This is a genomic window from Cohaesibacter sp. ES.047 (assembly GCF_900215505.1).
Taxonomy (GTDB): domain Bacteria; phylum Pseudomonadota; class Alphaproteobacteria; order Rhizobiales; family Cohaesibacteraceae; genus Cohaesibacter.
On record NZ_LT907844.1, the window covers coordinates 867,854 to 894,396 of the forward strand.

General features: G+C 57.4%; 23 protein-coding genes. 10 read left to right on the forward strand and 13 right to left on the reverse strand.

All coding sequences use genetic code 11. From position 1 onward, the window contains the following. The first annotated feature begins 31 nt into the window (after positions 1-31). From CPH65_RS03920 to mgrA, 5 genes are all read left to right on the forward strand, one after another. Positions 32-2,818: a bifunctional aconitate hydratase 2/2-methylisocitrate dehydratase gene (locus CPH65_RS03920; RefSeq protein ID WP_096176226.1), complete on the forward strand. Its 2,787-nt coding sequence runs from the start codon at positions 32-34 to the stop codon at positions 2,816-2,818. Between the two features lie 377 nt (positions 2,819-3,195). After that, positions 3,196-5,871, forward strand: coding sequence for an aconitate hydratase AcnA (gene acnA / locus CPH65_RS03925; RefSeq protein ID WP_096172217.1), 2,676 nt, complete (start codon positions 3,196-3,198; stop codon positions 5,869-5,871). Positions 5,872-6,147: 276 nt separating this feature from the next. Continuing rightward, a complete protein-coding gene (locus CPH65_RS03930) occupies positions 6,148-6,579 on the forward strand; it encodes a GNAT family N-acetyltransferase (RefSeq protein ID WP_096172218.1) in 432 nt (143 codons plus the stop codon). A 121-nt stretch (positions 6,580-6,700) separates the two neighbouring features. After that, positions 6,701-7,549: a DUF1989 domain-containing protein gene (locus CPH65_RS03935; protein WP_172891448.1), complete on the forward strand. Its 849-nt coding sequence runs from the start codon at positions 6,701-6,703 to the stop codon at positions 7,547-7,549. Between the two features lie 11 nt (positions 7,550-7,560). After that, positions 7,561-8,589, forward strand: a complete 1,029-nt coding sequence (gene mgrA, locus CPH65_RS03940; protein ID WP_096172219.1) for an L-glyceraldehyde 3-phosphate reductase — start codon at positions 7,561-7,563, stop codon at positions 8,587-8,589. 77 nt (positions 8,590-8,666) lie between these two features. Here the strand turns inward: mgrA and CPH65_RS03945 are convergent, their stop codons facing one another. Then, complete coding sequence (locus CPH65_RS03945) at positions 8,667-8,885, reverse strand: DUF1674 domain-containing protein (RefSeq protein WP_197704032.1); 219 nt, start codon at positions 8,883-8,885, stop codon at positions 8,667-8,669. A gap of 158 nt (positions 8,886-9,043) precedes the next feature. Here CPH65_RS03945 and htpX point away from each other — a divergent pair, with 158 nt between their 5' ends. The 3 genes from htpX to CPH65_RS03960 all read left to right on the forward strand — a co-directional run bounded on the left by htpX (position 9,044) and on the right by CPH65_RS03960 (position 11,094). Continuing rightward, on the forward strand, positions 9,044-10,030 hold the full coding sequence (htpX, locus tag CPH65_RS03950) for a zinc metalloprotease HtpX (RefSeq protein WP_096172221.1): 987 nt from the start codon (positions 9,044-9,046) through the stop codon (positions 10,028-10,030). Between the two features lie 266 nt (positions 10,031-10,296). Further along, positions 10,297-10,641 carry a hypothetical protein gene (locus CPH65_RS03955; protein WP_157747488.1) on the forward strand — a complete coding sequence of 115 codons (345 nt, stop codon included), beginning with the start codon at positions 10,297-10,299 and terminating at the stop codon, positions 10,639-10,641. A 96-nt stretch (positions 10,642-10,737) separates the two neighbouring features. Further along, on the forward strand, positions 10,738-11,094 hold the full coding sequence (locus tag CPH65_RS03960; RefSeq protein ID WP_096172223.1) for a DUF6122 family protein: 357 nt from the start codon (positions 10,738-10,740) through the stop codon (positions 11,092-11,094). Between the two features lie 47 nt (positions 11,095-11,141). On the opposite strand, the gene typA is transcribed toward CPH65_RS03960, so the two are convergent. The 5 genes from typA to CPH65_RS23720 form a co-directional block, all read right to left on the reverse strand. Continuing rightward, positions 11,142-12,962: a translational GTPase TypA gene (typA, locus tag CPH65_RS03965; protein WP_096172224.1), complete on the reverse strand. Its 1,821-nt coding sequence runs from the start codon at positions 12,960-12,962 to the stop codon at positions 11,142-11,144. A gap of 279 nt (positions 12,963-13,241) precedes the next feature. After that, entirely contained in the window at positions 13,242-13,757 is a 516-nt protein-coding gene (locus CPH65_RS03970; RefSeq protein WP_096172225.1) for a DUF1643 domain-containing protein, read from the reverse strand. Positions 13,758-13,870: 113 nt separating this feature from the next. Then, positions 13,871-15,100: an argininosuccinate synthase gene (locus CPH65_RS03975; RefSeq protein WP_096172226.1), complete on the reverse strand. Its 1,230-nt coding sequence runs from the start codon at positions 15,098-15,100 to the stop codon at positions 13,871-13,873. Positions 15,101-15,255: 155 nt separating this feature from the next. Further along, positions 15,256-16,155, reverse strand: a complete 900-nt coding sequence (locus CPH65_RS03980) for a phosphatase PAP2 family protein (protein WP_157747489.1) — start codon at positions 16,153-16,155, stop codon at positions 15,256-15,258. Positions 16,156-16,330: 175 nt separating this feature from the next. Next, positions 16,331-16,477 (reverse strand): hypothetical protein, encoded by a 147-nt coding sequence (locus CPH65_RS23720; protein WP_157747490.1) that lies wholly within the window; start codon positions 16,475-16,477, stop codon positions 16,331-16,333. A gap of 294 nt (positions 16,478-16,771) precedes the next feature. On the opposite strand from CPH65_RS23720, the gene CPH65_RS03985 reads away from it, so the two are divergent. Continuing rightward, positions 16,772-17,641 carry a LysR family transcriptional regulator gene (locus CPH65_RS03985; RefSeq protein WP_157747491.1) on the forward strand — a complete coding sequence of 290 codons (870 nt, stop codon included), beginning with the start codon at positions 16,772-16,774 and terminating at the stop codon, positions 17,639-17,641. A gap of 25 nt (positions 17,642-17,666) precedes the next feature. On the opposite strand, the gene CPH65_RS03990 is transcribed toward CPH65_RS03985, so the two are convergent. The 4 genes from CPH65_RS03990 to CPH65_RS04005 all read right to left on the reverse strand — a co-directional run bounded on the left by CPH65_RS03990 (position 17,667) and on the right by CPH65_RS04005 (position 21,142). Next, a complete protein-coding gene (locus CPH65_RS03990; protein WP_096172229.1) occupies positions 17,667-18,119 on the reverse strand; it encodes a hypothetical protein in 453 nt (150 codons plus the stop codon). Positions 18,120-18,164: 45 nt separating this feature from the next. Next, positions 18,165-19,502, reverse strand: a complete 1,338-nt coding sequence (gene rlmN / locus CPH65_RS03995) for a 23S rRNA (adenine(2503)-C(2))-methyltransferase RlmN (RefSeq protein ID WP_096176228.1) — start codon at positions 19,500-19,502, stop codon at positions 18,165-18,167. Between the two features lie 348 nt (positions 19,503-19,850). Further along, positions 19,851-20,363: an invasion associated locus B family protein gene (locus tag CPH65_RS04000; RefSeq protein ID WP_096172230.1), complete on the reverse strand. Its 513-nt coding sequence runs from the start codon at positions 20,361-20,363 to the stop codon at positions 19,851-19,853. Between the two features lie 236 nt (positions 20,364-20,599). After that, positions 20,600-21,142: an RNA methyltransferase gene (locus CPH65_RS04005; RefSeq protein WP_096172231.1), complete on the reverse strand. Its 543-nt coding sequence runs from the start codon at positions 21,140-21,142 to the stop codon at positions 20,600-20,602. A 229-nt stretch (positions 21,143-21,371) separates the two neighbouring features. Here CPH65_RS04005 and CPH65_RS04010 point away from each other — a divergent pair, with 229 nt between their 5' ends. After that, positions 21,372-22,346, forward strand: a complete 975-nt coding sequence (locus tag CPH65_RS04010) for an NADPH:quinone oxidoreductase family protein (RefSeq protein WP_096172232.1) — start codon at positions 21,372-21,374, stop codon at positions 22,344-22,346. A gap of 3 nt (positions 22,347-22,349) precedes the next feature. Here the strand turns inward: CPH65_RS04010 and CPH65_RS04015 are convergent, their stop codons facing one another. From CPH65_RS04015 to CPH65_RS04025, 3 genes are all read right to left on the reverse strand, one after another. Continuing rightward, entirely contained in the window at positions 22,350-22,775 is a 426-nt protein-coding gene (locus CPH65_RS04015; protein ID WP_096172233.1) for a YkvA family protein, read from the reverse strand. Positions 22,776-23,061: 286 nt separating this feature from the next. After that, the gene (purH, locus tag CPH65_RS04020) at positions 23,062-24,675 is read right to left on the reverse strand and encodes a bifunctional phosphoribosylaminoimidazolecarboxamide formyltransferase/IMP cyclohydrolase (protein WP_096172234.1); all 1,614 of its coding nucleotides are present in this window, start codon (positions 24,673-24,675) and stop codon (positions 23,062-23,064) included. Between the two features lie 150 nt (positions 24,676-24,825). After that, positions 24,826-26,478, reverse strand: coding sequence for a heparinase II/III family protein (locus CPH65_RS04025; protein WP_096172235.1), 1,653 nt, complete (start codon positions 26,476-26,478; stop codon positions 24,826-24,828). Between the last annotated feature and the right edge of the window lie 65 nt (positions 26,479-26,543).

Genomic DNA, 26,543 nt, shown 5'->3' on the forward strand with positions numbered 1-26,543 from the left:
GCTGAATGGATAACCAATGGTCGGGACCAACATGAGCTTATATACAGACTATCTAGACGAGATCGAAACTCGGCAAATTCAGGGGTTGCACCCCAAGCCCATTGATGATGCAGCGCTGTTGAACGAGATCATTGCTCAAATCAGGGATCAGGACAACGAGCATCGGGCCGAGTCCCTCAACTTCTTCATCTACAATACCCTGCCGGGCACGACCAGTGCGGCGGGTGCGAAGGCCGAGTTCCTCAAAGAGATCATTCTTGGCAAGGCCGATGTCAAGGAAATCACGCCAAGCTTTGCTTTTGAGCTGCTGGCTCACATGCGGGGCGGTCCTTCGATCAAGGTGTTGATCGATCTTGCCTTTGGCGATGATGCCTCGATTGCGACTGAGGCTGCCGAAGTCTTGAAAACGCAGGTCTATCTGTATGAAGCCGACATGGACCGCATCAAGGTGGCCTTTGAGGGCGGCAATCCGATTGCCAAAGATATTCTGGAAAGCTATGCCAAGGCTGAATTCTTCACCAAGCTGCCAGAGCTTGATGAGGAGATCAAAGTCGTCACCTATATCGCTGCTGAAGGGGACATCTCGACCGACCTTCTGTCGCCGGGCAATCAGGCGCATTCCCGCTCTGACCGCGAATTGCACGGCAAGTGCATGATTACGCCTGAAGCGCAGGCCGAGATTCAGGCCTTGCAGAAAAAGCATCCCGAAGCGCGTGTGATGCTGATCGCCGAGAAAGGCACCATGGGTGTCGGGTCTTCGCGCATGTCTGGTGTCAACAACGTGGCGCTCTGGACAGGCAAACAAGCTAGCCCCTACATTCCTTTCGTCAACATCGCGCCGGTCGTTGCCGGCACCAACGGCATTTCGCCCATCTTCCTGACCACGGTCGATGTGACGGGCGGTATCGGGCTTGATCTGAAGAACTGGGTCAAGAAAACTGATTCCGACGGCAAGGTCGTGCTCAATGAGAGCGGCGATCCGGTTCTGGAGCAGGTCTATTCCGTCGAAACCGGCAAGGTTCTGACCATCAACACCAAGACCAAGACGCTGTATGAAGGCGACAATGAGCTGGCTGACATTTCTGCGTCCTTCACGCCGCAGAAGGTCGAGTTCATGAAGGCTGGTGGTTCCTACCCGGTGGTCTTTGGCAAGAAACTGCAGACGTTTGCCGCTGAAACCCTTGGCGTTGAGGCAGCGCCTGTGTTCGCTCCGTCCAAAGAGGTGTCCATCGAAGGGCAGGGCCTGACGGCGGTCGAGAAGATCTTTAACAGCAATGCCGTTGGCGTGGACAAGGACACTGTGCTGCATGCCGGGTCCGATGCGCGCGTGAAGGTCAATATTGTCGGCTCTCAGGATACAACCGGTCTGATGACCGCGCAGGAACTGGAATCGATGGCCGCAACGGTGATTTCACCAACGGTTGATGGTGCCTATCAGTCCGGCTGTCACACGGCATCGGTCTGGGACTTGAAGGCGCAGGCGAACATTCCGAAGCTGATGAAATTCATGAACAGCTTTGGTCTGATCACCGCGCGTGACCCGAAGGGCTCCTATCACTCCATGACGGACGTGATCCACAAGGTGCTCAACGACATAACCGTGGATGACTGGGCGATCATCATCGGCGGCGATTCGCACACCCGCATGTCCAAGGGCGTTGCCTTTGGGGCCGATTCCGGAACCGTGGCGCTTGCGCTGGCGACCGGTGAAGCGACCATGCCGATCCCTCAGTCAGTCAAGGTGACCTTCAAGGGCTCCATGGCCGATTACATGGATTTCCGCGATGTTGTGCATGCGACGCAGGCCCAGATGCTCAAGCAGTTTGGCGAGAACGTCTTCCAGGGCCGGGTGATCGAAGTGCATATCGGCACCTTGCTTGCCGATCAGGCCTTCACCTTCACCGACTGGACCGCGGAGATGAAGGCCAAGGCCTCGATCTGCATCTCGCAGGACGAAACGCTGATCGGGTCTTTGGAGCTCGCCAAGAGCCGCATCCAGACCATGATCGACAAGGGCATGGAAAATGACGCAGGCACGCTTCAGGGTCTGATCGACAAGGCTGATGCACGGATCACCGAGATCCGGTCTGGCGAAAAGCCTGCACTGGCCCCTGATGACAATGCGAAATATTACGCCGAAGTTGTTGTTGATCTGGACCAGATCGTCGAGCCGATGATTGCCGACCCGGATGTGAACAACGCCGATGTATCCAAGCGCTATACCCACGATACCATCCGTCCTGTTTCCTTCTATGGTGGCGACAAGAAGGTGGATCTTGGCTTTGTTGGTTCCTGCATGGTGCATAAGGGTGACATGAAGATCGTCGCCCAGATGCTCAAGAATCTCGAAAAGGAAAGCGGCAAGGTTGAATTCAAGGCGCCTCTGGTGGTCGCAGCGCCGACCTACAACATCATTGATGAGTTGAAGGCAGAGGGTGATTGGGAAATCCTGCAGCACTATTCGGGCTTCGAGTTCGATGACATGATGCCAAAGAGCACCGCGCGGACGGAATATGAGAATATTCTCTATCTGGAGCGTCCGGGCTGTAACCTCTGCATGGGCAACCAGGAAAAGGCAGCAAAGGGCGACACCGTACTGGCGACGTCTACGCGCCTGTTCCAGGGCCGTGTCGTGGAGGATTCCTCGGAGAAGAAAGGTGAGTCCCTGCTCGCGTCGACCCCGGTTGTGGTTCTGTCTGCAATCCTTGGGCGGACACCGAACATGACCGAGTATAAGGCCGCCGTTGAGGGGATTAATCTGACGAAATTCTCGCCACCGCTGGAAAAACCTGCGGCTGCCAGATCGGTTCACTTCTAGGGATCTGCTCCCAAAGTCTATATCGAAAATGAGAGGCGCTGTGTCCCTATTATGTAGGGCCAGCGCCTCTTTCATTTTTGGGGTGCGGCCTTGCATTATTAGGCGTTTTTGCTTCAAGGGCGCCCGCCGATAGCCCTATCGATCAAGGGCACGTCTGATCGGGATTCTCTTGTCGCCACTTTATAATTCGCGCACAATCCTTATATGAAGTTCAGAAATATGACCGTCTGCGAGGCTCTTGCGGCCTGAGCACAGCCTTAGAAAGTATGGCTGTCTTTCCCGGCAGGCCTCTGACAAAATGCTGGTCGGCATTGCCCCGATAGACCGACACACAGACCCTTGATGTTTCAAGTTTAAGCAAAAGGACTGGATCAGCCGTGACCAAATCTCTCGACAGTTTCAACGCCAGAAAGACCCTTGAGGTCAATGGCAAAAGTTATACCTATTTCAGCCTGCCCGAGGCGGAAAAGAATGGCCTTGAAGGCGTTTCAAAGCTCCCTTTTTCGCTCAAGGTTGTGCTTGAGAACCTTCTCCGTTTCGAAGACGGACGGACCGTGACCGCCGATGACATTCGCGCCTGTGCTGAATGGCTTGTCGAATGCAAATCTTCGGCCGAGATTTCCTACCGTCCGGCGCGCGTGTTGATGCAGGACTTCACTGGCGTTCCCGCGGTTGTTGACCTTGCCGCGATGCGCGACGCCTCCAAGACGCTCGGGTCCGACCCGCAGAAGATCAACCCGCAGGTGCCTGTCGATCTGGTTATCGACCACTCGGTGATGGTTGATCATTTCGGCAATCCGCTTGCCTTCAAACAGAATGTGGACCTTGAGTATGAGCGCAACGCCGAACGGTACGAGTTTCTGCGCTGGGGCCAGCAGGCCTTTGACAATTTCCGCGTTGTGCCGCCGGGAACCGGCATTTGCCATCAGGTGAACCTTGAATATCTGGCCCAGACCGTCTGGACCAAGGAAGAGGACGGCGAAGTCATCGCCTATCCCGATACCCTTGTGGGGACCGATAGCCACACCACCATGGTCAACGGGCTTGCGGTTCTTGGCTGGGGCGTTGGCGGTATCGAGGCCGAAGCTGCGATGCTCGGCCAACCGGTGACCATGCTGATCCCGGAAGTGGTCGGCTTCCGCCTGAGTGGTGAGATGACCGAAGGAACCACCGCAACTGACCTTGTGCTCACCATCGTTGAAATGCTGCGCAAAAAGGGTGTGGTTGGTAAATTCGTCGAATTCTATGGCCCGGGCCTTGATAATCTCAGCCTTGAAGATCAGGCGACCATCGCCAACATGGCACCCGAATATGGTGCCACGTGCGGCTTCTTCCCTGTCGATAAAGATACTTTGAAATATCTGGAAGTCACGGGGCGCGACAGTGATCGCGTCGCTCTGGTCGAGGCCTATTCGAAGGCGCAGGGCATGTTCCGCGACGCAAACAGCGTTGAGCCAAGCTTCACCGACACGCTGTCGCTGGATCTGGCCGATGTGGTTCCTTCCATTTCGGGTCCGAAACGCCCGCAGGACCGTATTGCCCTGACCGAGGCCGACACTGCGTTTGCCAAGGCTATGGAGAGCGAGTTCAATCAGCCGAACGAGCTGGACAAGCGGGTGCCGGTTGCGGGTCGTGATCATGATCTGGGCAATGGCGATGTGGTCATTGCTGCCATCACCTCGTGCACCAACACCTCGAACCCGTCCGTTCTGATCGGCGCTGGCCTTGTGGCGCGTAAGGCGTTGGAGAAAGGCCTTTCCGTCAAGCCTTGGGTCAAGACCTCATTGGCACCGGGTTCGCAGGTTGTAACCGACTATCTGGAAAAGGCGGGCGTGCAGGGCGATCTTGATGCGCTTGGCTTCAACCTTGTTGGTTATGGCTGCACGACCTGTATCGGTAACTCCGGCCCTCTGCCGCCCGAGATTTCCGAAGCGGTTCAGGACAACAATCTGGTGGCCTGCTCGGTGCTTTCGGGCAACCGCAACTTTGAAGGCCGCGTCAACCCGGACGTGCGGGCGAACTTCCTAGCATCGCCGCCGCTCGTTGTGGCCTATGCGCTTGCGGGCTCACTCAACATCAACATCACCAAGGATCCGATTGGCGAAGATCCCAAGGGCAATCCGGTCTATCTCAAGGACCTTTGGCCGACCAACGAGGAAATCGCCACCATCGTGCGCGAGGCCGTGACCCGCGAGATGTTCCAGAGCCGCTATTCCGATGTCTTCAAGGGCGATCCGAAGTGGCAGCAGATCGAAGTCGAGCCGAGCGAAACCTACAATTGGAATAGCTCTTCGACTTATGTCCAGAACCCACCTTACTTTGAAGGCATGGACCCGCAGCCCAAACCTGTCGAGGACATCAAGGGCGCGCGCATTCTGTCGCTGTTCCTTGATTCCATCACCACGGACCATATTTCTCCGGCGGGCAGTTTCAAGCCTGATACCCCGGCAGGCCGGTATCTCACCGAGCGTCAAGTGGCACCCAAGGACTTCAACTCCTACGGTTCGCGGCGCGGCAACCACGAGATCATGATGCGCGGCACCTTTGCCAATATCCGCATCAAGAACCAGCTGGCTCCGGGCACGGAAGGCGGCTTCTCGATGAAGGATGGTGAGGTCAAACCGATGTATGACGTCGCCATGGCCTACAAGGATGAAGGCACGCCGCTCGTCGTCTTTGCCGGTAAGGAATATGGCACCGGGTCCTCCCGTGACTGGGCGGCCAAGGGTACCAACCTGCTTGGCGTCCGCGCCGTGGTGGTTCAATCCTTTGAGCGCATTCACCGCTCCAACCTTGTCGGTATGGGCGTCTTGCCGCTGCAGTTCAAGGATGATGAGAGCTGGCAGTCGGTCGGCATCAAGGGCGATGAGGAGATTACCATTCTGGGGCTTTCCGAACTCAAGCCCCGGCAGGATGTGGATGTCCACGTCAAGTTCGCTGACGGGTCCGAGAAGACAATCAGCACCCTGTGCCGGATCGATACCGAGGATGAGCTCGACTATTATCGCAACGGCGGCATCCTGCACTATGTGCTGAGGGATCTGGCGTCGTAGGCATTCCTGATTGCAATCCATGAAACCCGGTGCTTTCGCGCCGGGTTTTTGTGTTTGTTGACAAGGCTTGTGTCAGGGTGCATGAAATAAGGCAGTGATGAAGAAACAGGAGTTTTGATGTCCCGCTGAGGAGCGAAGCCAAAAGCGCTTCCAATGGCATGAAACACGTAAGATCCGGTCGCGCCGGTCGCGAGCGGGGTGTTTCTGTGCGCCCAGTTTTAAAGATAACGAGCCCGGTTGGCCATGCGCCTTCCGGCACTGTCTGGACATCATACAATGATCCGAAAATTTACATCAGAAGACAAAGACGCGGCAATTGCGCTTTGGCGCTCTGCCAGTGATCTGGCGCATTCCTTTTTGCCTGCAGACTTCATGGAAGAGGCCGAGCGGCTGACCCGCGATACCTATCTCGATCTGGCCGAAACCTGGGTCTATGAAATCGATGGCAAGGTCGTTGGCTTCATCGGTCTTCTCGACAATCTCGTCGGTGGCCTTTTCGTCGACCCGCTGCATCACGGCAAGGGGATCGGACGCGCCCTCGTTGACAAGGGCGTCGAAGAGAAAGGCGCGCTGGTTGTTGAAGTCTTCGTCGATAATTCCATCGGTCGCGGGTTTTATGCCGCTTATGGGTTTACGGGCAACAAGCAGGTGACTGACCCCAATTCTGGCTTCCCTCTGCTCCAACTGACGTACGAGCCAAAGAGCTAGACGATGATTTGCCCGGCGCTCAAGTCTTGAGTGCCGGGATAGGTGTTGCATTTTCGTGCTGTTCTTTGCGACACTGAATGTAGTACCTTCCAGCTTCGATTTCCCTTTCAAGAGTATTGCAATGACCCAAATTGCCCCCGTCGACGCCGACGCCCGGCGTGCCGTCAAACCGGTGATCTGTTATCCGACCGACACCCTGCCCAAGCCAGACATGGCGCTCTATGAAGCAGCGCGATCGGGCCTTACGAAAGTGGGCGACGTGGTGGTGCCGCCGCGTGAAGCCGCCTATATCGAGGTCCCGGCAGGGCATTTCCTGAGGATTGTCAGCATTGAGGGGCCGCAGGTTGGCGATCTCAATCTATTCAGCGGCTCCGATCTTGCCGAGCGCTTCTATTCGGGCAAGACACGGGCGCTGCATGGCACGCACGTGACGACCGGGGATCAGCTATGGTCCTCATTTCCCTATATGCGGCCCATGGCCACCATCGTTGCGGACACGCTTGACTGGTATGGCATCGATGAATTTGGCGCCTCCGTGCATGATGTGATCGGCACGCGATGTGATCCCTACACCGGCCGCCTGCTCAATGGGCGCGATTATCACCATTGCTGTCATTCCAACCTGATCCGCTCGCTCAGCGATGCCGTTGGTCTCGGTGTGATCGAAGCCGAGGTGCTGGTGCATGATGTGCTCAATGTCTTCATGTGCACAGGTTTCACGCGCGATACGGGTCAATATTTCATGAAACAGAGCCCGGTGCGCCCTGGCGACTATCTCGAGCTGTTTGCCGAGATTGATCTGCTGGCGGTCATGAGCGCCTGTCCGGGCGGCGATTGCTCATCGGAACATTCAAGCGATACAGCCAACTGCCATCCGCTGTTGATGGAGGTCTACAAGCCTCGGGATGATGCGCTAGAGGGCTGGTCATCGCCAGCCAAGAACCAATATGATCGAACACACGGAAGATAAAGGACGGTCAAATGACATATGTTCCAAACGAAAAACGATATGACACGATGATTTACCGCCGTTGTGGAAAGTCAGGCCTGAAACTTCCTGTGGTTTCGCTGGGGCTTTGGCACAATTTTGGTGATGATACACCGCATAAAACCAAACAGGCGATCTGCCGGGCGGCTTTTGACAGTGGCATCACCCATTTTGATCTGGCCAACAATTACGGCCCGCCCAAAGGCTCAGCCGAGTCTGCGTTCGGTGAGCTGCTGCGTACCGATTTTGCCGCGCATCGCGATGAGATGATCATCTCGTCCAAGGCGGGGTATGACATGTGGGAAGGACCTTACGGGGAATGGGGCAGCCGTAAGTATCTCATCGCGTCCTGCGAACAGTCCTTGAAACGCATGGGCGTCGATTATGTCGACATCTTCTACTCGCATCGTTTCGACCCCGATACGCCTTTGGAAGAGACCATGGGTGCGCTTGATACGCTGGTTCGTCAGGGCAAGGCGCTCTATGTGGGTATCTCGTCCTACAAATCTGACCGGACGCGGGAAGCGGTGCGGATCCTCAATGAGTTGGGCACCCCCTGTCTCATTCATCAGCCCGCCTACAACATGCTCAATCGCTGGGTCGAGCGCGATGGTCTGAAGGACACGCTCAAGGAGCTGGGCGTCGGCTCGATCGCCTTCACGCCGCTCGCACAGGGGATGCTGACCAATAAATATCTTAAAGGCATTCCGGAAGGCTCGCGGGCGACACAGGGCAAGTCGCTCAAGCCGACCATGGTGTCGGAACAGGCGATTGCCAATCTCAACAAGCTCAATGACATCGCCAAGCGGCGCGGTCAGACCCTTGCTCAGATGGCCATTGCCTGGGTGCTGCGCGATGAAGGCATCACCACCGCATTGATCGGGGCGTCCCGACCGGAACAGGTTCTGGATTGTGCCAAGGTGATCGAGAATCTCGACTTCACGGCTGAAGAGCTGGCCGAGATTGATCAATATGCGCAGGATGAAGATATCAACATCTGGGCCAAGTCTTCCGACCTCTAGGGGCGGGATGGCAACAGTCAGAGCTTGGATTGAGCGGGCAACATGTGTTGTCCGCTCTTTTTTGTCCTTAACATCGCTTAGAAATCGATGGCGCGACCGCCGATTTCATAGTCTTCATAGCGCGAGGGATCGAGACCGCCTCTGCCGCCAACCTCGGCGGGACGATCCGCGCTCACCTTGAGGGCATCGCGTTCCTTGCGGCGCTCTTCGGCCTCAAGCAAGGCGCGCTGGGCAGCAGGCGGCAAATCCTCAAACCGGCGGCGCGGTTTTTCCTCGGTTTCCGGCTCGGGGGGCATGTGGTCCACGGCGGTGCGGAAGACCGGGCCCTTGGTGTCTTTCTCCTGATCGGACATGACGGATCCTGTTTCGTCTTGAAATCTTATTTTCACGCCTAACATATAGGAAGTTGGATCGCGATCCAAAGCATGAAACTGATCGAGAGGATAATAAGGGCATGAATTTCTTCCGTACCGCGTTGCTGCTGGCTGGCATGACTGGATTGTTCATGGCCATCGGCTATTTGCTCGGTGGCTCGGGGGGCATGATAATCGCCTTCGTTGTTGCCCTTGGCATGAATGTCTTCAGCTATTGGAACTCCGACAAGATGGTCTTGCGCATGCATAATGCGCAGGAAGTCGATGCCCGCTCTGCACCGGAATATTATGAGATCGTGCAGAAGCTTGCGGCTGAGGCTCAACTTCCCATGCCGAAGGTCTATGTGATCAATTCCGAGCAGCCCAATGCCTTTGCGACGGGGCGTAATCCGCAAAATGCGGCAGTGGCCGCTTCGACCGGCCTGCTCAATCGCCTCACCTATGAAGAGGTGGCCGGGGTGATGGCCCATGAGCTGGCGCACATCAAGAATTACGACATTCTCACCATGACGGTCACGGCGACGCTCGCCGGTGCCGTATCGATGCTGGCGAACTTTGCCCTGTTCTTTGGTGGTGGGCGGGATCGCGAAGGTGGCGGGCTTGGCATTATCGGTACGATTGCCCTGATGATTCTGGCGCCTCTGGCTGCTTCCGTCGTGCAGATGGCCATCAGCCGGACGCGGGAGTATGAGGCGGACAAGGTGGGCGCACAGATTTGTGGCCAGCCGATCTGGCTTGCTTCGGCGCTTGCTAAAATCGCCAATGCGGCGGGCCGGACTGTCAATGTCACCGCCGAGCAGAACCCCGCCACCGCGCATATGTTCATCATCAACCCGCTCAGTGGGCAGAAGATGGACAATCTCTTCTCGACCCATCCGGATACCCAGAACCGTATCGATGCGCTGCAGGTGCTTCAGGCGGAATGGTATGGCGGCGATGGCCCGCTTAAGGTCAGTGACGGGGGCACGCTTGGCACCAATCAGCGCCGTCAGCAAGTAGAGGACGATGGCCCGTGGGGTTCCACGCCCTCTGGTAACCGGGACGAGCCGGAAGGGCCTTGGGGGTAAACCCGGTCAGGTACCTTTTTCCAGTGATCTTGCAAAAGCCCGCACCTCTTGCCCCTTCCATCCTTGGCAATTCCATCAGGGGTTTTCGCTCGCCCTCTTGCAGCCGGGTTTTTCTTGGTTTTTGACAATTCTCCCCAAGGGATTTTCCTCTTGCTGTTTCCTCACCGGAGCTGGTTTGCTATCCCGCTGCATCACTCCCGCAAAATCATGCCGCCCGGAGCAACCATGCTCCTGAACGGAGCGGCATGGAAAATAAGGAAATCAGCATGTTTATGATCTGGAGAGGCTGGGGCATCCTGCTCCCGCTGGGCGTCTTTTTGGGCGCGTTTATCGGTATGCTTGTGGCGACCTCTGTGCTGGGGCCGCAGAGCAACGCACTCATGCCAGCCATCGTCACCATCTTCGGTACAGTTGGTGCCTATGTCGTCATGCGCCTGTTGGCACGAACCGACAAGGGTCGAGTCGTGATTGACAAGGAAAGCGGCGAGGAGGTCCTCCTCAAGCGCGGTGACAACTTCTTCTTTATACCGCTGCGCTTCTGGTTCTACCTGATGTGCGTTCTTTCGGTCATTTCGCTTGTCATCGGGGTGTCCGCCGTCTTTGCTGGCTGACAATAGCAATTAAGGGCCGGGCGATTGTCGTCCGGCCTTGACCGGACGTGTCCGGTCGCATCATGGTTGGGTGATCAGGTACAACGGAGCCCTGCTTTGGATCTTGCAGCCATCAACGACGTCCTGCGCCCGCTGGTGCATTATTCGGGGCACTTCGTGCTGCCGTTTCTTCTGGCGCGTCTGGTGTTTGGCCGGGAGCACTGGTGGCAGATGGGCCTGATCATGGTCGCAACCATCGCCATCGATCTTGATCACCTCCTGGCCGATCCGATCTTTGATCCCAATCGCTGCTCCATCGGCTTTCATCCCCTGCACACAAGCTGGGCGGCGGCGCTCTATCTGGTCCTGATGCTGGCACCTGTGCGCAGCGTGCGGGCGATTGGGCTGGGGTGTCTTTTCCATCTGGCTGTCGATCTCAACGACTGTTCGATGGCCGGGAGTTGGCCGACATAAAAAAAGGGACGCGATGCGTCCCTTTTTGGTTTGTCTTGATTGCTGGCTCAGCTTGCCTTTTTCGACGCGCGCTCGGCTCTCTTGCGATCGTTGGGGTCGAGCAAGATCTTTCTGAGGCGAATGGACTTGGGTGTGACTTCAACCAACTCATCGTCGGAGATGTAGCTGAGTGCCTCTTCAAGGCTCAGTTTCAGCGGCGTGGTCAGCTTCACGGCATCGTCCTTACCCGAGGAGCGGATGTTGGTCAGCTGCTTGCCTTTGAGCACGTTGATTTCAAGGTCGTTGCCGCGGGTGTGTTCGCCCACGATCATTCCGGTGTAGACCTTGGCACCCGGAGAAACCATCATCGGGCCGCGATCTTCGAGCTGCCACAGGGCATAGGCCACCGCTTCGCCATTGCCGTTGGACAGCAGTACGCCGGTGTTGCGCGAGGCAATTTCGCCCTTATGGAGGGCATAACCGTGGAAGAGACGGTTGAGGATTGCTGTGCCGCGAGTGTCCGAGAGCAGCTCGGACTGATAGCCGATGAGCCCACGGGTCGGAGCATGGAACATCAAACGGGTGCGGCCGCCGCCAGAGGGGCGCATTTCGACCATGTCGGCTTTGCGTTCCTGCATCTTCTGCACCACGACGCCCGAATATTCATCGTCCACGTCGATGATGACTTCTTCGATCGGCTCAAGCAGCTTGCCGTTCTCGTCTTTTTGCATCACCACCTGCGGGCGGCCGATGCCAAGCTCGAAACCTTCGCGGCGCATGTTTTCGATGAGGATCGAGAGCAGCAACTCGCCGCGGCCAGAGACGATGAAAGCGTCCGTATCGACAGCTTCCTCGACCTTGAGGGCAACGTTGCCTTCTGCCTCGGAGAGCAGACGGGCGCGAATGACGCGGCTCTGGACCTTATCGCCTTCGGTGCCGGCGAGCGGGCTGTCGTTGACGCGGAAGGTCATGGACAGGGTCGGTGGATCAATCGGCTGGGCCTGAATCGCTTCCGTCACAGATGGAGCACAGATGGTGTCCGCGACGGTTGCCTTCTGCAGGCCAGCAATGGAGACGATGTCGCCTGCTTCGCCCACTTCAATCGCCTGACGTTCAAGACCACGGAAGGCAAGCACCTTGGAGATGCGACCATTTTCGATGAGCTTGCCATCACGGTCCAGGGCCTTGATGGACATGTTCGGGCGGACTTCGCCAGCGATGACACGACCGGTCAGAATGCGGCCAAGGAAGTTGTCGGCCTGAATGGTTGTGGCAAGGAGACGGAATTCGCCCTCTTCGACAACCGGGGCTGGCACATGTTTGACGACCAGATCGAACAGGGGCTCCATGTCGGTCTTGGGGCCTTCAGGCTCGGTGGCCATCCAGCCGTTCTTGGCAGAGCCATAGAGAACGGGGAAATCGAGCTGTTCTTCGTTGGCGTCAAGGTTGGCGAAAAGATCGAAGACTTCGTCGAGCACTTCGTCGGCACGCTGTTCGGGCTTGTCGATCTTGTTGATCGCGACAATGGGCTTGAGGCCAAGTTTGAGGGCCTTGGAGACCACGAACTTGGTCTGGGGCATCGGCCCTTCAGCTGCGTCGACCAGTACGATCACGCCATCAACCATGTGCAGGATACGCTCCACCTCGCCGCCAAAGTCGGCGTGGCCCGGGGTGTCCACAATGTTGATGCGGGTGCCGTTGTGCTCAAGGGATGTAACCTTGGCCAAGATGGTGATACCGCGCTCGCGCTCGATATCGTTGGAATCCATCATTCTTTCTTCGGTCTGCTGGTTCTCCCGGAACAGTCCGGAAGCCTTGAGCAATTCATCGATCAGGGTCGTTTTGCCGTGGTCAACATGGGCAATGATCGCAATGTTGCGCAAATTCATGTGTTTGTCTCTTGTCTGTGCGGGCGCCACAATAGGCAGCGACAACCGATCCGGTCAGGACCGGACAGCCGCAATGGCCCGTGTCATGCTAGGGAGTTGGCGAAAGCTCTATACGAATTTTGTCGGCTTGAAAAGCCTTGTTTCGCGCCGCTTCGGCCCCTTTGCCGTCCAATTCAAGTCTTGGTTAGCTGACTACAGGGGTCCTGTGACATTGGAATGAAGGAGGATAGGCCAATCTTCAGGCTGAATTATCAGAGCATTTGGAGGTGGTTTATACCCTTAAGGCCAGGGTTCGGGCGCCGTTCTGTAGCCCACATAGAGCGGATGGCGCGGATGCCCCTCCTTGCTCAGGCCCAGATGATGCAGCACATGGCTCTCGGAGAGAAGAAGGGACTTGATAGCAAGCCCTAGACCCAAATGGGCGCCATGAGTGCCCCAAGCGCATAAAATCCTGTCGGCCCAACGACTTGCTTGAAGAATCTGGGAGAGGTTGTCCGGACCGATGGGGTCCTTGGCGCGCTTGAGGTCGCGCGGATCGGTCGCCCGGTAGGCAAACAGATTGCAGGCGCGAAAAGAGCCGTACCCAAGGGTGCGGGCGCGTCGTTCGCAGCGCTCAATGGTGGGGTCGTTTTTCAGCTCTGTTGCGGTCGATGGATTGAGCATGATGTAGAGAAGCTTTGGCGCGCCGTCATTCCATGTCCGCTCGAGGGCATAGCGGTAGGTCTCGCAGGGCGAATAGATCGCAAAGGATTTACCCTCAGCGGTAAAGTTTTCCCTGACTATCAGCTTGTTCATGGCTCATTCACGGCTCAAAACGGTTTGTTGTCGCGTTTTCGATAAGAAAAGGCGGAGCCAAAGCCCCGCCTCATAGTCTGTCTTTAGCGTCTTGCAGCAGACCAATCGGTTGCTCAGCCTTTGGCTTTGCGGTTGCGGTAGCCGATGGTGCGAAGGCGCAGGCCCTGCAGCTCGATGAAGCCAGCGGCGTCGTTGTGATCGTAATCGATCGCGCCTTCTTCAAAGGTGACAAGGTCTTCGGAATAGAGGCTGTATTTGCTGTCGCGGGCGATGACGTCGGTGTTGCCCTTGTAGAGCTTCAGTTTGACAGTGCCGGTGACATATTCCTGTGACTTGTCGATCAATGCCTGCAGCATTTCGCGCTCGGGGCTGTACCAGAAGCCGTTGTAGATCAACTCGGCATAGCGCGGCATGATGCTGTCCTTGAGGTGGGCGGAGCCGCCATCAAGGGTGACCGATTCGATGCCGCGGTGGGCTGCGAGGAGAATCGTGCCGCCCGGCGTTTCATAGATGCCGCGGGATTTCATGCCGACAAAGCGGTTCTCGACCAGATCAAGACGACCGATGCCGTTGTCATGGCCCAGCTCGTTGAGCTTGGTCAGGATTTCCGCCGGGGTCATCTTGACGCCATCAATGGAGACCGCATCGCCTTTTTCAAAGCCGACCTCGATGATGGTGGCCTTGTCCGGGGCGTCTTCCGGGCTGAGGGTGCGCGAGTAGACATATTCCTCGGCAGGCACAGCCGGGTCTTCCAGCACGCGGCCTTCAGAGGAGGTATGCAGCAGGTTGGCATCGACCGAGAAGGGCGCTTCGCCGCGCTTGTCCTTGGTGATGGGGATCTGGTTCTGCTCGGCGAACTCCAAGAGCTTGGTCCGGGACGTCAGATCCCATTCGCGCCACGGGGCGATGACCTTGATGTCCGGGTTCAGCGCACGGGCTGCCAGCTCGAAACGAACCTGATCGTTGCCTTTGCCGGTTGCGCCATGGGCGACGGCATCGGCGCCGGTTTCCTTGGCGATCTCGACGAGACGCTTGGAAATCAGTGGGCGGGCAATCGAGGTGCCAAGCAGGTAGACGCCTTCATAAAGTGCGTTGGCGCGGAACATCGGGAAGACGAAATCGCGGACGAATTCTTCGCGGACATCTTCAATATAGATGTCCTTGATGCCCATCATTTCGGCCTTCTTGCGCGCCGGTTCCAGCTCTTCTCCCTGACCGAGGTCGGCGGTGAAGGTCACCACTTCGCAGTTATATTCGGTCTGGAGCCATTTGAGGATGATGGACGTATCGAGGCCCCCGGAATAGGCCAGCACGACCTTTTTGATATCGCCTTTTTTAGACATGCGATTTCACCTGATCAGCTTGAGGGACGCCGTGATCGCCGGGCGTCCGGAAGGGTGGAGAGAGAGTGTTTTCTCTCGATGTATCTGGCGGCACTATAGGCGGTCTTATATCCTGTGCAAGAGGGATTTGCGGTAAATCCTGCTGCAAACAGGCATCAATCCTCTTCTCTTTTCTCGTTTTGGTCTGGATTGCGTCTGGATGCGAGTGCATTGCGGATGTCGGTGAGCTCGCCTTCAAAGAAGCCCCAGATGGCCTTGAAGCTATCCTTAAGGCCCTTTGCGAGATCTGAGAGAGCCGGTTGCAGATGGTGACGCAGTGACGCGCCCCATCTGTCCCAAAGCATTTCAAGGTGCGCATTGTCGATATAAAGCGGGCTGTGCTTGCGCAGGAAAACCGACAGAAGTGCCATCGTCCAGGCTGTGATCGCCCACGACAGGAGAATGTCCGAGAGATAATGGCCGCCAAAGATGATGCGGTTGAAGGAAATGGCGATGACGAAGGCGGCAAGGATCCAGAAAGAGACCTTGCGCCAACCCAGAGGGACAAGCAGCAAGAGGCCGAGCATCCAGAAGGACATGGCGCCTTCACCGGAAACGAAGCTGCAATTGTTCTGGCAATTTCCAGCCACGACCCAGACCTCGGAATAGGGCCATGCGCCGCCGAACAGATCGGTCTGGACCGGACGGGCGCGGCCCCAACCGGCCTTGAGCAAGCCGTTGACGATGAGACCCGGTCCGATGCCCGCAACTGCGATCAGATAGAGGACGGGCTTGAGGGAGAAGAGCTTTTTGAGGTCGGGCCAGAACAGGCGCGCGAGCACGAACAGTACCAAGAGAATGATGATGATTCGAGAGGAGGCGATTCCCAGACGGCGCAGGCGATAGGGAAAATATAGACTTTTCAGCCAGAAGCCGTCGGCTGCATCATGAAACAGGCTCGTGACCCAGATGTCGAGTTCCGGGGCGATCAGAAAGGGAATCGTGATGAGGGCGGTGAGCAGGGTCGCAAGATAGATCGGGCGCTGACGAGCTTGTTTCGTTATGGCGTCGAGCATTCGCGGTGGTCTTCCTCTGACATGTCGCATCTGGCCATGAGAGCCATCGGGTTGAAGGCGGTCGTAGCTGATTTTTGCACCAAAGGGAAGCGGGCAATCGGATCAGGGAAAGCGAAAAAGGATATGAAAAAGGCGGGGTGATCAGCCCCGCCTTGTTGTCTTCATTGTGATTGGCTCATTGGCCTTTGAGCAGACCGATGGCTTTCAGCCATGGCAGAAATGGTTGCCATTCGGCGGATTCAAGGGGATCTGCAAAGGCGTCTTTTCTGGTTCCTTCGGTTTTTTTGCTGTTCCATAGCAGCAGAGCTTCACTGGTTGGCATGCGCTTTCTCCTATCCTGTTTAGGCACATAGAGGCCGCTCACCCGGTTGGTTGAACGGGTGTTGTCCTGATCGATTGCAAAAGTTCATCATTGGCTCGCTGCGATTTTGGCAGGGAACCTTGGAATGGGCGGGGTTTATCTATCCAGAGAATGGGTCGGCGTCGATGCGGTCTCTGTGCCGTCATCATCCGCGTCTTCATGCAATCTAGCACTTGTCCCAATGATGCTGTAGAGGATGGATTGAAAGATATTTTTCATTGGTGTGCGTTGAAAAAAGCGCGTTTGGTAACGAATATGCCGGTTATGGAAGCAAGTTGGGATGATCTGAAACTGTTTTTGATTGTTGCCGAGGGCGGAGGCCTGTCGGCGGCATCCGTGCGCACGGGCATTTCCGCTCCGACCATCGGGCGGCGGATGTTGACGCTTGAGCGGACGATGAACCGGATTCTGTTTGAGCGCAGCAGGCGCGGTTATGTGCTCGCTGCGGACGGGATATGCCTGCTTGAGCGTGTGCGTGAGATGTCTAAGATTTCCGGACAGATCACCGATTGGCATAGCGGTGCCTTTGCCGATCCCTTCGTCGGTATCGCCGGGGATTCGTGGTTGGCGATGTTTCTGGCGCAAAACAACAAGGTCTTGTCATTCGGTCCAGGGGATCTCCGCTTTTGTTGTTTTGATGCGCAGGACGGCCTCAGCATGATCAACCGCGACAGCGACATTGCGATCCTGAGCAATCCGCCGCAAACAGGCAATTTCGCCGTGCGCCCTTCGGTTTGCGCGGCCTATGCGGTCTATCAGTCACCCGATCTTGGCTGGGATGAGGATCGACCGTGGGTCTCATTGGGGAAAGAAGAAGCCCATTTCCCGCCCGAGCGCTGGGTATTTGAGCATTATGATCTGGGGATCTATGGCTGGACCAACAGCCCGCATGTGCTGCTTCAGATGATCCGCGCCGGTCAGGGTCGCAGTGTGCTTCCCTGTTTTCTCGGCGACGCGGCGCCCGATCTGGTGCGGGCGAGCGATGTGATCGAAGACCTGACGGTCAGGCTTCATCTCGTGGTCAATGATGATGACCGCCACCGGACCGAGATCCGCACCATGCTGGACCGGATCTCAACGCTTCTTTCTGACAATACGAAGTTGTTTGCTGGCGAGGCCGAGTAAGGCCAGCTAGGGCAGGCGCTTTCGGCTAAAGGCTTTTGGGCTTGTTGTCGAGTGTGCGTTTGACAATGCCGGCTCCACGGCCTGCGATGATCCAATAGACAAGACCGCCGACAAGACCCGAGGCAAGGGCGCGGATATCAAGGCCGATGGCAATCTGGTCCATCGGTTCACCGGGGGCGCGGGTTGCCAGCATGGCGATACCAAGGCCACAGATGAGATAGAGCCAGAGACTGCGCAGGGAGAAGATCTCGGCGATGATGAGCCCCAGAATGGTGGGGTAGAAGACCGCCGAGCCAAAGATGCTCGCCAGAGCGATGCCTGAGAAGACCGTGAAGACATTCTCAAGAACCGGATCTCCGACCGTGGTCGGCTCCATCGACAGAACTGCGAAACTGAGGAAAAGGCTGGCTGCCAGAATGGCAAAGGCCAAACCCACCGGCACCATGATGAGACGGGCGAGAATTCGGGACAGGCTCACTTTATACTCCGTAAAGGCGAGGGGATCGGGCAGGCTTCTTGCACCCTATTCATCCTCTTCCATATCGTCATCATGGCCGTCGCCTGCAAGGTTGGCAAGGCGCAACCTTTCAAGGGCGGCGAGTTCGGCCTCGAGCTTGTCGCGTTCGACCTTGCGCAGGCGCTCGGTCTCGGACTTGAGCTGGCCACAGGCCGCAAAGATGTCGCGGCCGCGCGGCGTGCGCACTGGCGAGGCATAGCCGGCGCGGTTGATGAAATCGGCAAAGATCTCGATCTGGTCCCAGTCAGAGCATTCATATTGCGTGCCCGGCCAGGGGTTGAACGGAATGAGGTTGATCTTGGCGGGAATGCCGCGCAGCATCTTGACCAGTTGGCGCGCATCCTCAAGGCTGTCGTTGACGCCCTTGAGCATCACATATTCAAAGGTGATGCGCTTGGCGTTGGAGACGCCCGGATAGGTCTTGCAGGCGTGGAGCAGCTCTTTGAGCGGCCATTTCTTGTTGATCGGCACCAGTTCGTCGCGCAACTCGTCATTGGTTGCGTGCAGCGAGATGGCGAGCATGCAGCCAGCCTCTGCTCCGATGCGCTCGATGTTGGGCACATGGCCCGAGGTGGAGAGCGTGACGCGGCGCTTGGAGATCGACAGGCCTTCGCCATCGGACATGATCAGCATGGCGTTCTTGACGTGATCATAGTTGAACAGAGGCTCGCCCATACCCATCATAACCACGTTGGTGACAAAGCGGCCCATTTTGGGAACGATGGCACCGGTTTCCGGTTCACGCTCGGGAAAGTCGTTCAGCATTTCGCGGGCAACGCGAAGCTGGGCGACGATTTCCTCGGAGGTGAGGTTGCGCACCAGCTTCTGGGTGCCTGTGTGGCAGAAGGTGCAGTTGAGGGTGCAGCCGACCTGTGAGGACACACAAAGGGTGCCGCGGTTCGCGTCGGGAATATAGACCGTTTCAACTTCGACCGGGCGACCTGCACCGCGGGGCGGGAAACGCAACAGCCACTTGCGGGTGCCATCAACGGAAATCTGCTCGGCGACCAATTCGGGATGCGTGATGGAGTAAACAAGCTCCATCTTGGCGCGCAGATCCTTGGAGACGTTGGTCATCTGATCGAACGAGGTGGCGCCGCGCACATAGATCCAGTGCCACAGCTGGCTGACGCGCATCCGGACCTGCTTATCCGCCACACCGACACGGCGCATGGCCTCACCCAGCTCGGCGCGATCCATGCCGACAAGGTTGATCTTGTCCGGATCTGTCGCTGGCCAGCTATAGCCGTGGCTGATGGAGATTTCAGCCTGTTCTACAGGGGCTTCTGTGACTGCTTCTGTCACAGCATTTTCGGACGTGTCGACGAGAGTCGCCTGTTCCATGGCATTCATCTGCAGCGTTGACTGCAGTCTCCTCTTTTCAAGGCGATTGCGCGGGGTGCAATCCTTGCAAGATCACCATTCGGGAACGACCGCGACGCCTGCCGGACAGGTCGAGGCCATGATCCTTGCCCTTTAGCGCGTGGCCATCAGGGGGTGATCCGATTGTTGTGTTCTGATCTGTTTTCTACCGCACGCAATCCGGGGCATCATCGCTCTTTTGAGCGCGGCCATCGGGATCGGTGCGTTGAGTGGGGGTGTATAAAGCAAAAAAGCGGCTGTGTCAGCCGCTTTTTCTTCATTGCAATTGGCGCTGTATCTGATGCGCGATCTGCCCTATTCGGCGATCGATCATTTGCACTCATCGCTGGCGCGACGGGTGGCTGCCGTAATGCCCGACAGGGAATATGTGTCGGTGGTCACGGTGCCGCGACGGGACGTGCCCTTTACGGTCATGGTTGCACCGCGGCGCATGGCGTTCACAAGGCGGGCCTCTTCGGCGGCATTCTCAAGCCACGCGCCATCACCGGACGTGTAAAGGGTGAAATTATCTGAGCCGACCTGAATCGTGGTCTTGGAGCCTTCCTTGTAGGGATAGCCGGTAATCACGTTGACTTCTTCCCGGACACCTTCCCGCGGACGGGTGGTGACGAAGAAATAGATCGGGTCACGATTGACGCCGGAGGGAGCCGTTGTTTTCGGCTGGCTCACCGCAAAGCACATTTTGCCACGCTGGGGATCGTTGAAGACGTAAGCGCCCCAGTCTTTGTATTGTTCAACGCGAGTTGCTGCGCCTTGCGCGAAGGCGGCGGTGGCGGAAAGTGCGAAAAGGGTGGCTGCACTAAGGATTGTTACGCTTTTCATCTCTACCTGTCGCTGTTGGACTGGATGCCAGAAGGAGCCATGGGCTCCAGTTGATTCATTCAACATTTACCAAGATCGGGGTTACCAAACCGTGAAACTATCAGGAATTTTGGGAAATTTCTTGATTTTTCGTGCTGTTTGGCAGGTCTCGGCGGCCCGTTCGGGCCTGCTGTTTGCACAATTGTCGGCAAATGCGGCAATAGCAGGGCATTGCTCCCAAGGCGGTGCAAAGCTTTTTATCCCTTGAGTGCTTGGGGGATATCGGCCCGGAATTTTGGTGAGCCGTGGGTGTGAACGCGGGGCTCTTTCGGGCCGCCGACACGCACGGGGCGCTCGGTGAAGCCGCCCATCGACTGAACACGGTCATACATGATGATGGCTCCCGCTGTTGCCACATTGAGGCAGAAGCGGGTCGGGATCTTGATGATGAATTCGCAGCGGTCCTGCATGCCCCGCGTCAGGTTGCCCCGTTCCGGTCCGAGAATATAGGCGGCCTTGGTGGGGTGGCGAAATGAGGGCAGATCGACCGCATCGTCGGTCAGTTCGACGCCAACCAGCCGGCAATCGTGGGGTAGCTGCATGGCATCGCCCGAGGCCCATGGATAGTAGGGCAGATGATCCGAACTGTTAGACGTGTCGGTGCCCGGCTGGGCAAAGCTCTTCTCTGCCGCGATGGTGAAAAAGAAACTTGCGCCGAAGGCATGAGCGGTGCGCACCAGATTGCCGAAATTGCCTTCCTTGGACAGGCCCTCCACGCCGATAGCGAAATAACCGCGCATTGCTGTCTTTCCTGATTGCTGTTGTCTTCTGAATTGCGCCTTTCTAGCCCAAGCCTGCGGCGAAGGGAACCTTCCGGGGGTGGAAAAGATCGTGTCTTTCGCGCGAATGGGGCTTCGACTTTCCGGCAAGCTGACTTGATCCTGCTTCTCGCGGCCTTTCCGGCATGGTAGCTCTCTTGGCAGGTTATGTGCTGCCAATGCGTTACGGAATATCTTGGGAGGAGATGGGATGCGCGCTATTTTGTGTGAAAGGTTCGGGCCGCCGGAGGATCTGGTTCTGGCCGAGATTGCGACGCCAGAGCCCGGTCCGGGCGAGGTGCGAATCAAGGTTGCCGCCGCTGCGCTTAATTTCTTCGACACCCTGATCATCCAGAACAAATATCAATATACACCTGACTTGCCTTTCTCACCGGCCGGTGAAATTGCAGGCGTGATTGATGCGGTCGGTGAGGGGGTGGATGCTGCCCGGATCGGGGAGCGTGTGCTCAGTTATGTGCGCTGGGGCGGCGCGCGCGAGGCTGTGGTGGTGCCTGCGGATGAGGCCCTGCCGATGCCTCAGGGGCTTGGGTTCGAGGCGGCGGCGGGCCTGATGATCACATATGGCACAACGATCTACGCCTTGCGCAGTCGGGCAAATTTGCGAGCTGGCGAGAGCCTTGCAGTGCTGGGGGCGTCGGGTGGCGTCGGGCTGGCGGCGGTCGAGATCGGACATCTCATGGGGGCGGATGTAATCGCCTGCGCTTCGTCTGATGACAAGCTTGCTCTTTGCCAGTCACACGGGGCGGGCAGGCTGGTCACTTATTCCGATCAGGATCTCAAGACGACGCTCAAGGGCCTGACAGACGGGCGCGGCGTGAACGTGGTCTATGATCCGGTTGGCGGCGATTTGGCAGAGGCGGCGCTGCGGGCAACCTCTTGGTGTGGTCGTTTTCTCGTCATCGGCTTTGCCTCGGGGACGATCCCCAAAATGCCGCTCAATCTGGTGATGCTCAAGAGCGTCGATGTGCTCGGCGTCTTCTGGGGCGAGGCGATCCGGCGGGATCCGGTTGGCCACGCCGAAAATATGGCCCTGATCATGGGGTGGGTGGAAGAAGGCAAGCTCAGTCCTCATGTCGACCGGCGCTATCCGCTGGAAGAGACGGCCAAGGCCATTCGCGCCATTGCCAACAGGGACGTGCGCGGCAAGGTGATCATCACCATTTAGGCCTTACCGTTCGACGTGAATATCATGCTCGGACAGGGCCTGCTTTGCTCTTAAGCGGTGTTCGTCACTGATGTTGGCGTGAACGGTCTTGAGCACATAGGCGAGCAGTGCCAGATCATCGGTGAAACCAACACCCATGATCATGTCCGGGATAACATCGAAAGGCAGGACGAAATAGGCAAGCGCACCGATGAGCGTCAGGCGCACGCGAAAGGGCGTGTTGGCATCAAAGGCGCAATAGTAGCCGGCCACGACGTCCTCGATGATCGGGATCTGCCGAGCGGCCTTCTTGACCACGGTCCAGAACTTCCTGCGCACATCGGCGGCCTTCTTCGCCGTGCCCTTGTCGCGATGGCCGCTCTCGTCTTCGGCGGCCTTCTCTGGCGGCAGCAGTTCGAAATCATCTTCGGTGTAGTGCTTGGTTGCCATCTATGCTTCCCCAACCTTTCTGTTGCCTTTGATATGGGGAATATCGGCTCAAAAGCAAGCTAGGTCAGGTTATCTTGATCGGACTGGTCGGGTGCCAAACTTTGGCAATGGCCGGATTTTTTTAAGGACGAATTGCCAAAAAAGCCCGGAGCATTGTTGCTTCGGGCTTTTTGTTTTGGTGCAGGCTGTCGGTGCTTTTTCTGCGAAAAAGACACCTTTCGCTGAGGGCGTCGTGCGTATGGCGCGGTCGGTAGGCATAAGGAACGCTTGACCGCGTCAAGCGCTCCTAATGCCTGAAGTGGCGCATGCCGGTCATGACCATGGCGAGGTCTGCCTCATCGGCGGCCTTGATGACTTCATCATCGCGCATGGAGCCGCCGGGCTGGATGACAGCCGTGGCACCGGCTTCGGCGGCGGTCAGAAGACCATCAGCGAAGGGGAAGAAGGCATCGGAGGCAACCACGCAGCCCTTGGTGAGCGGCTCGGAAAGGCCCATGGCTTCGGCAGCGTCTTCTGCCTTTCGGGCAGCGATGCGGGCCGAATCCACGCGGCTCATCTGGCCTGCGCCGATGCCGACGGTCACACCGTCCTTGACATAGATGATGGCGTTGGACTTGACGTGCTTGCAAACGCGGAAGGCGAATTTAAGGTCGGCCAGTTCCTGCTCGCTGGGCTGGCGCTTTGTCGCGACCTTCAGATCAAGATCATCGACATTGCCATTGTCGCGGTTCTGGACCAAAAGGCCACCGGAGACGGACTTGACGGTGACGCCTTCCTCGCGTGGGTCGGCAAGGGAGCCAGCAAGCAAAAGGCGCAGGTTTTTCTTCTTGGCGACAATCTCCTTGGCGCCTTCGGTGGCGTCCGGCGCGATGATCACCTCGGTGAAGATCTTGGTGATTTCCTCAGCGGCTTCCTCATCGAGCGTGCCGTTAAGGGCGACGATGCCGCCAAAGGCCGAGACCGGATCGCAGGATAGCGCTTTCTCGTAGGCATCCTTCAGGCTCACGCCCGTGGCCACACCGCAAGGGTTGGCGTGCTTGATGATGGCAACGGCTGGAGAGAGGGCTGGGTCGAATTCGCTGACCAGCTCGTAGGCTGCATCGGTGTCGTTGATGTTGTTATAGGAGAGCTTTTTGCCCTGCACCTGAGTCGCTGTGGCGACGCCGGGGCGAGCAGAGGCGGTCTTGTAGAAGCCTGCGGCCTGATGGGGGTTCTCGCCATAGCGCATGACTTCTGCCAGTTCGCCACCAAAGGCGCGATAGGTCGGGGAGGGCAGCTCAAGCTCGGCTGCGAACCAGCCGGAAATGGCTGCATCATAGGCTGCGGTGCGGGCATAGGCCTTGGCAGCAAACGCCTTGCGGGCATCAAGCGGAATGCCGCCCTTGTTATTTAAAAGCGTGATGATTTCGGCATAGTCGGACGGGTCGACCAAGGTTGTCACGAAGGCATGGTTCTTGGCTGCGGCGCGGATCATCGCCGGGCCGCCGATATCGATATTCTCGACCGTGGTGGCATAGTCGGCACCCTTGAGGATGGTTTCCTCGAAGGGGTAGAGATTGACCACAAGCAGGTCGATGTTGGGAATGCCGTGCTCTTTCATGGCGGAGGTGTGGGCTTCGACAGAGCGGGCGCCGAGCAGACCGCCGTGCACGCGCGGGTGCAGGGTCTTGACGCGGCCATCCATTATTTCCGGGAATTCCGTGATCTCAGAGATATCCTTGACCGGGATGCCTGCATCGGCGATGGCCTTGCAGGTGCCACCGGTGGACACCAGTTCGACGCCCTTTTCGTGAAGGGCCTTGGCGAAATCGATGATGCCAGTCTTGTCGGAAACGGAAAGAAGGGCGCGTTTGACGGGGGAAACCTCCGGCGCGTCGACGGAAAGCGGAGCTACAGACATCGGAAATCCTGCGGTGTTTATTCGGGAAAGACTGCCATGGCGATATCATGTTTTGACCGCTAGGGGAACAATCCATTTTGCAGTTTATGGCATCATATTGATGCTATTTTGGCATTAAATGGTGGCGTGAGGCAGCGGCGTACGTGCGGGCTATTCGGCAGATGCGACCCGCTCGAACATCCAGTTGATTGAGGGAATGTGGCTGGCGTAGCCATAGAGCACGAGCTGTTTGGTGGGCTGGATGCCGTGAATGTCGGACAAAAAGACGCTGTCCTCGATGGTCACTTCCATTTCCGTGGCTGAGAAAGACCAGATTTCGCCATTGGACAGACCAAGATAGACCATATCGCGATCATCGCTGGTTTCGATCTGGACGGAGGGGTGGAGGTGGAAGCGGATGGCGTAGCTGTCCTGACCTTTTCTGATGCCCTTGCCGATGGATTTCAACTCGTCATGACCATCAAGCCTGCGCCCGTCGATGGCCATCCAGAGCTGACGTTGATGGCGAATGCCATAGGTCGCACCATAGCCTTCGTGGCTGGTAATGATGGTTTCCTGTGCCTGATCCATGGAGCGGTCAACCACGGTTTTCAGCCCTGAACAGAAAAGTGGGCGGCCACCCAGATCAAATGACTTGGGTGCTACCGTGCAGGTCGAGCGGTCCTGAACCGACAGGGTCGAATGGGCCGCAGTGCTGCGTGCGAGCTCGCGCCAACTTGCGTGGCGACAGGAGGGGGAGCCGCAATTGACGACGAAAAAGGCCGCGCCAATGCTCAGCTCAAACGACAGGGTTCCGGCATGAGCCTGCACCGATTGTTCGACGGGTGGGCAGTCGCCCGTGTCCATGATCAACAGGGTGGACCCTGCTTCCATGCGCTGGTAGCCCGAGAAGCTCGCGTTGGCAACCGGGGTGCCGCGGGTATCATCGTAGGCGAGAATGGTGGCCATCTGGTCGGCGGGCGTTGCACCGGTGCCGTTGAAATGGGCAAAGGCACCATTGTGATGACGGAAGAAACGCAGCATCGGCATCATGCGTTCGATGGCGCGATTCATGCCCTCAGGCGGCACCATGTCGCGGGACAGAAAAGTCTGGCGCAAGGGAAGCAAGTCGAGCAGCAACCACAGAATGACAATGGGATTGCGCGAAACATGGCCGCCATCTGGAAGGATCTGCGCTTCAAGTTCGTTGACGAGCCGCTTTGATGTCGACCGAATGTAGCGTTCCTTGCCGGAAAGACAGAGCCAGCCAGCCAGTTCCGCAATCAACATATAAAGGCGGTTGGCGTTTTTGGGCATCAAAGCCTGAGAGGCGCGCAAATAACGCACCTGCAAGTAGAGCGCGCGAATGAAATTACGATAGAAATCGTGGTCGGCATGTTGCAGGATCAGCGGGGAATTGCTGAGCCAGGCAATGACCCGGTCGGCCACAACGGGCAACTCCCACGCATCCTGACCGAGGCGGGTGGATTGCTGAATCCAGTCTTCAACGAGATTTTGCGCATTCGAGCGCGAGAGTGTTGCCTCCGACGCGCGCAAATGTCTTAGCCAACGAAAGCCGTGCAGCTCGCGGGACCATTCTTTGCTGGGGGGCAAAACCCGGAATGGCGACCGTCCCTCGCAGTTTTCAACCTGCCCGGCAAAGACATAATGTCCGGCATAAATGTCTTCTGCTATGGTTGGGTCTGCGGTTCTGAGATCCTGCGGTGCAATCAGAAGACGTCCCGGACAGCCGGGCACGTATCGCTTGTGGCAGTTGGGGCGCCGGATCCGGACTGCCTTTGCGCGTCGCGACAGAGTTGCCATATGCAACTGAATGTTTTGCCATTTTTCTGACACGCGGGTTCTATCCGTCTTATTGAGAGAATTAC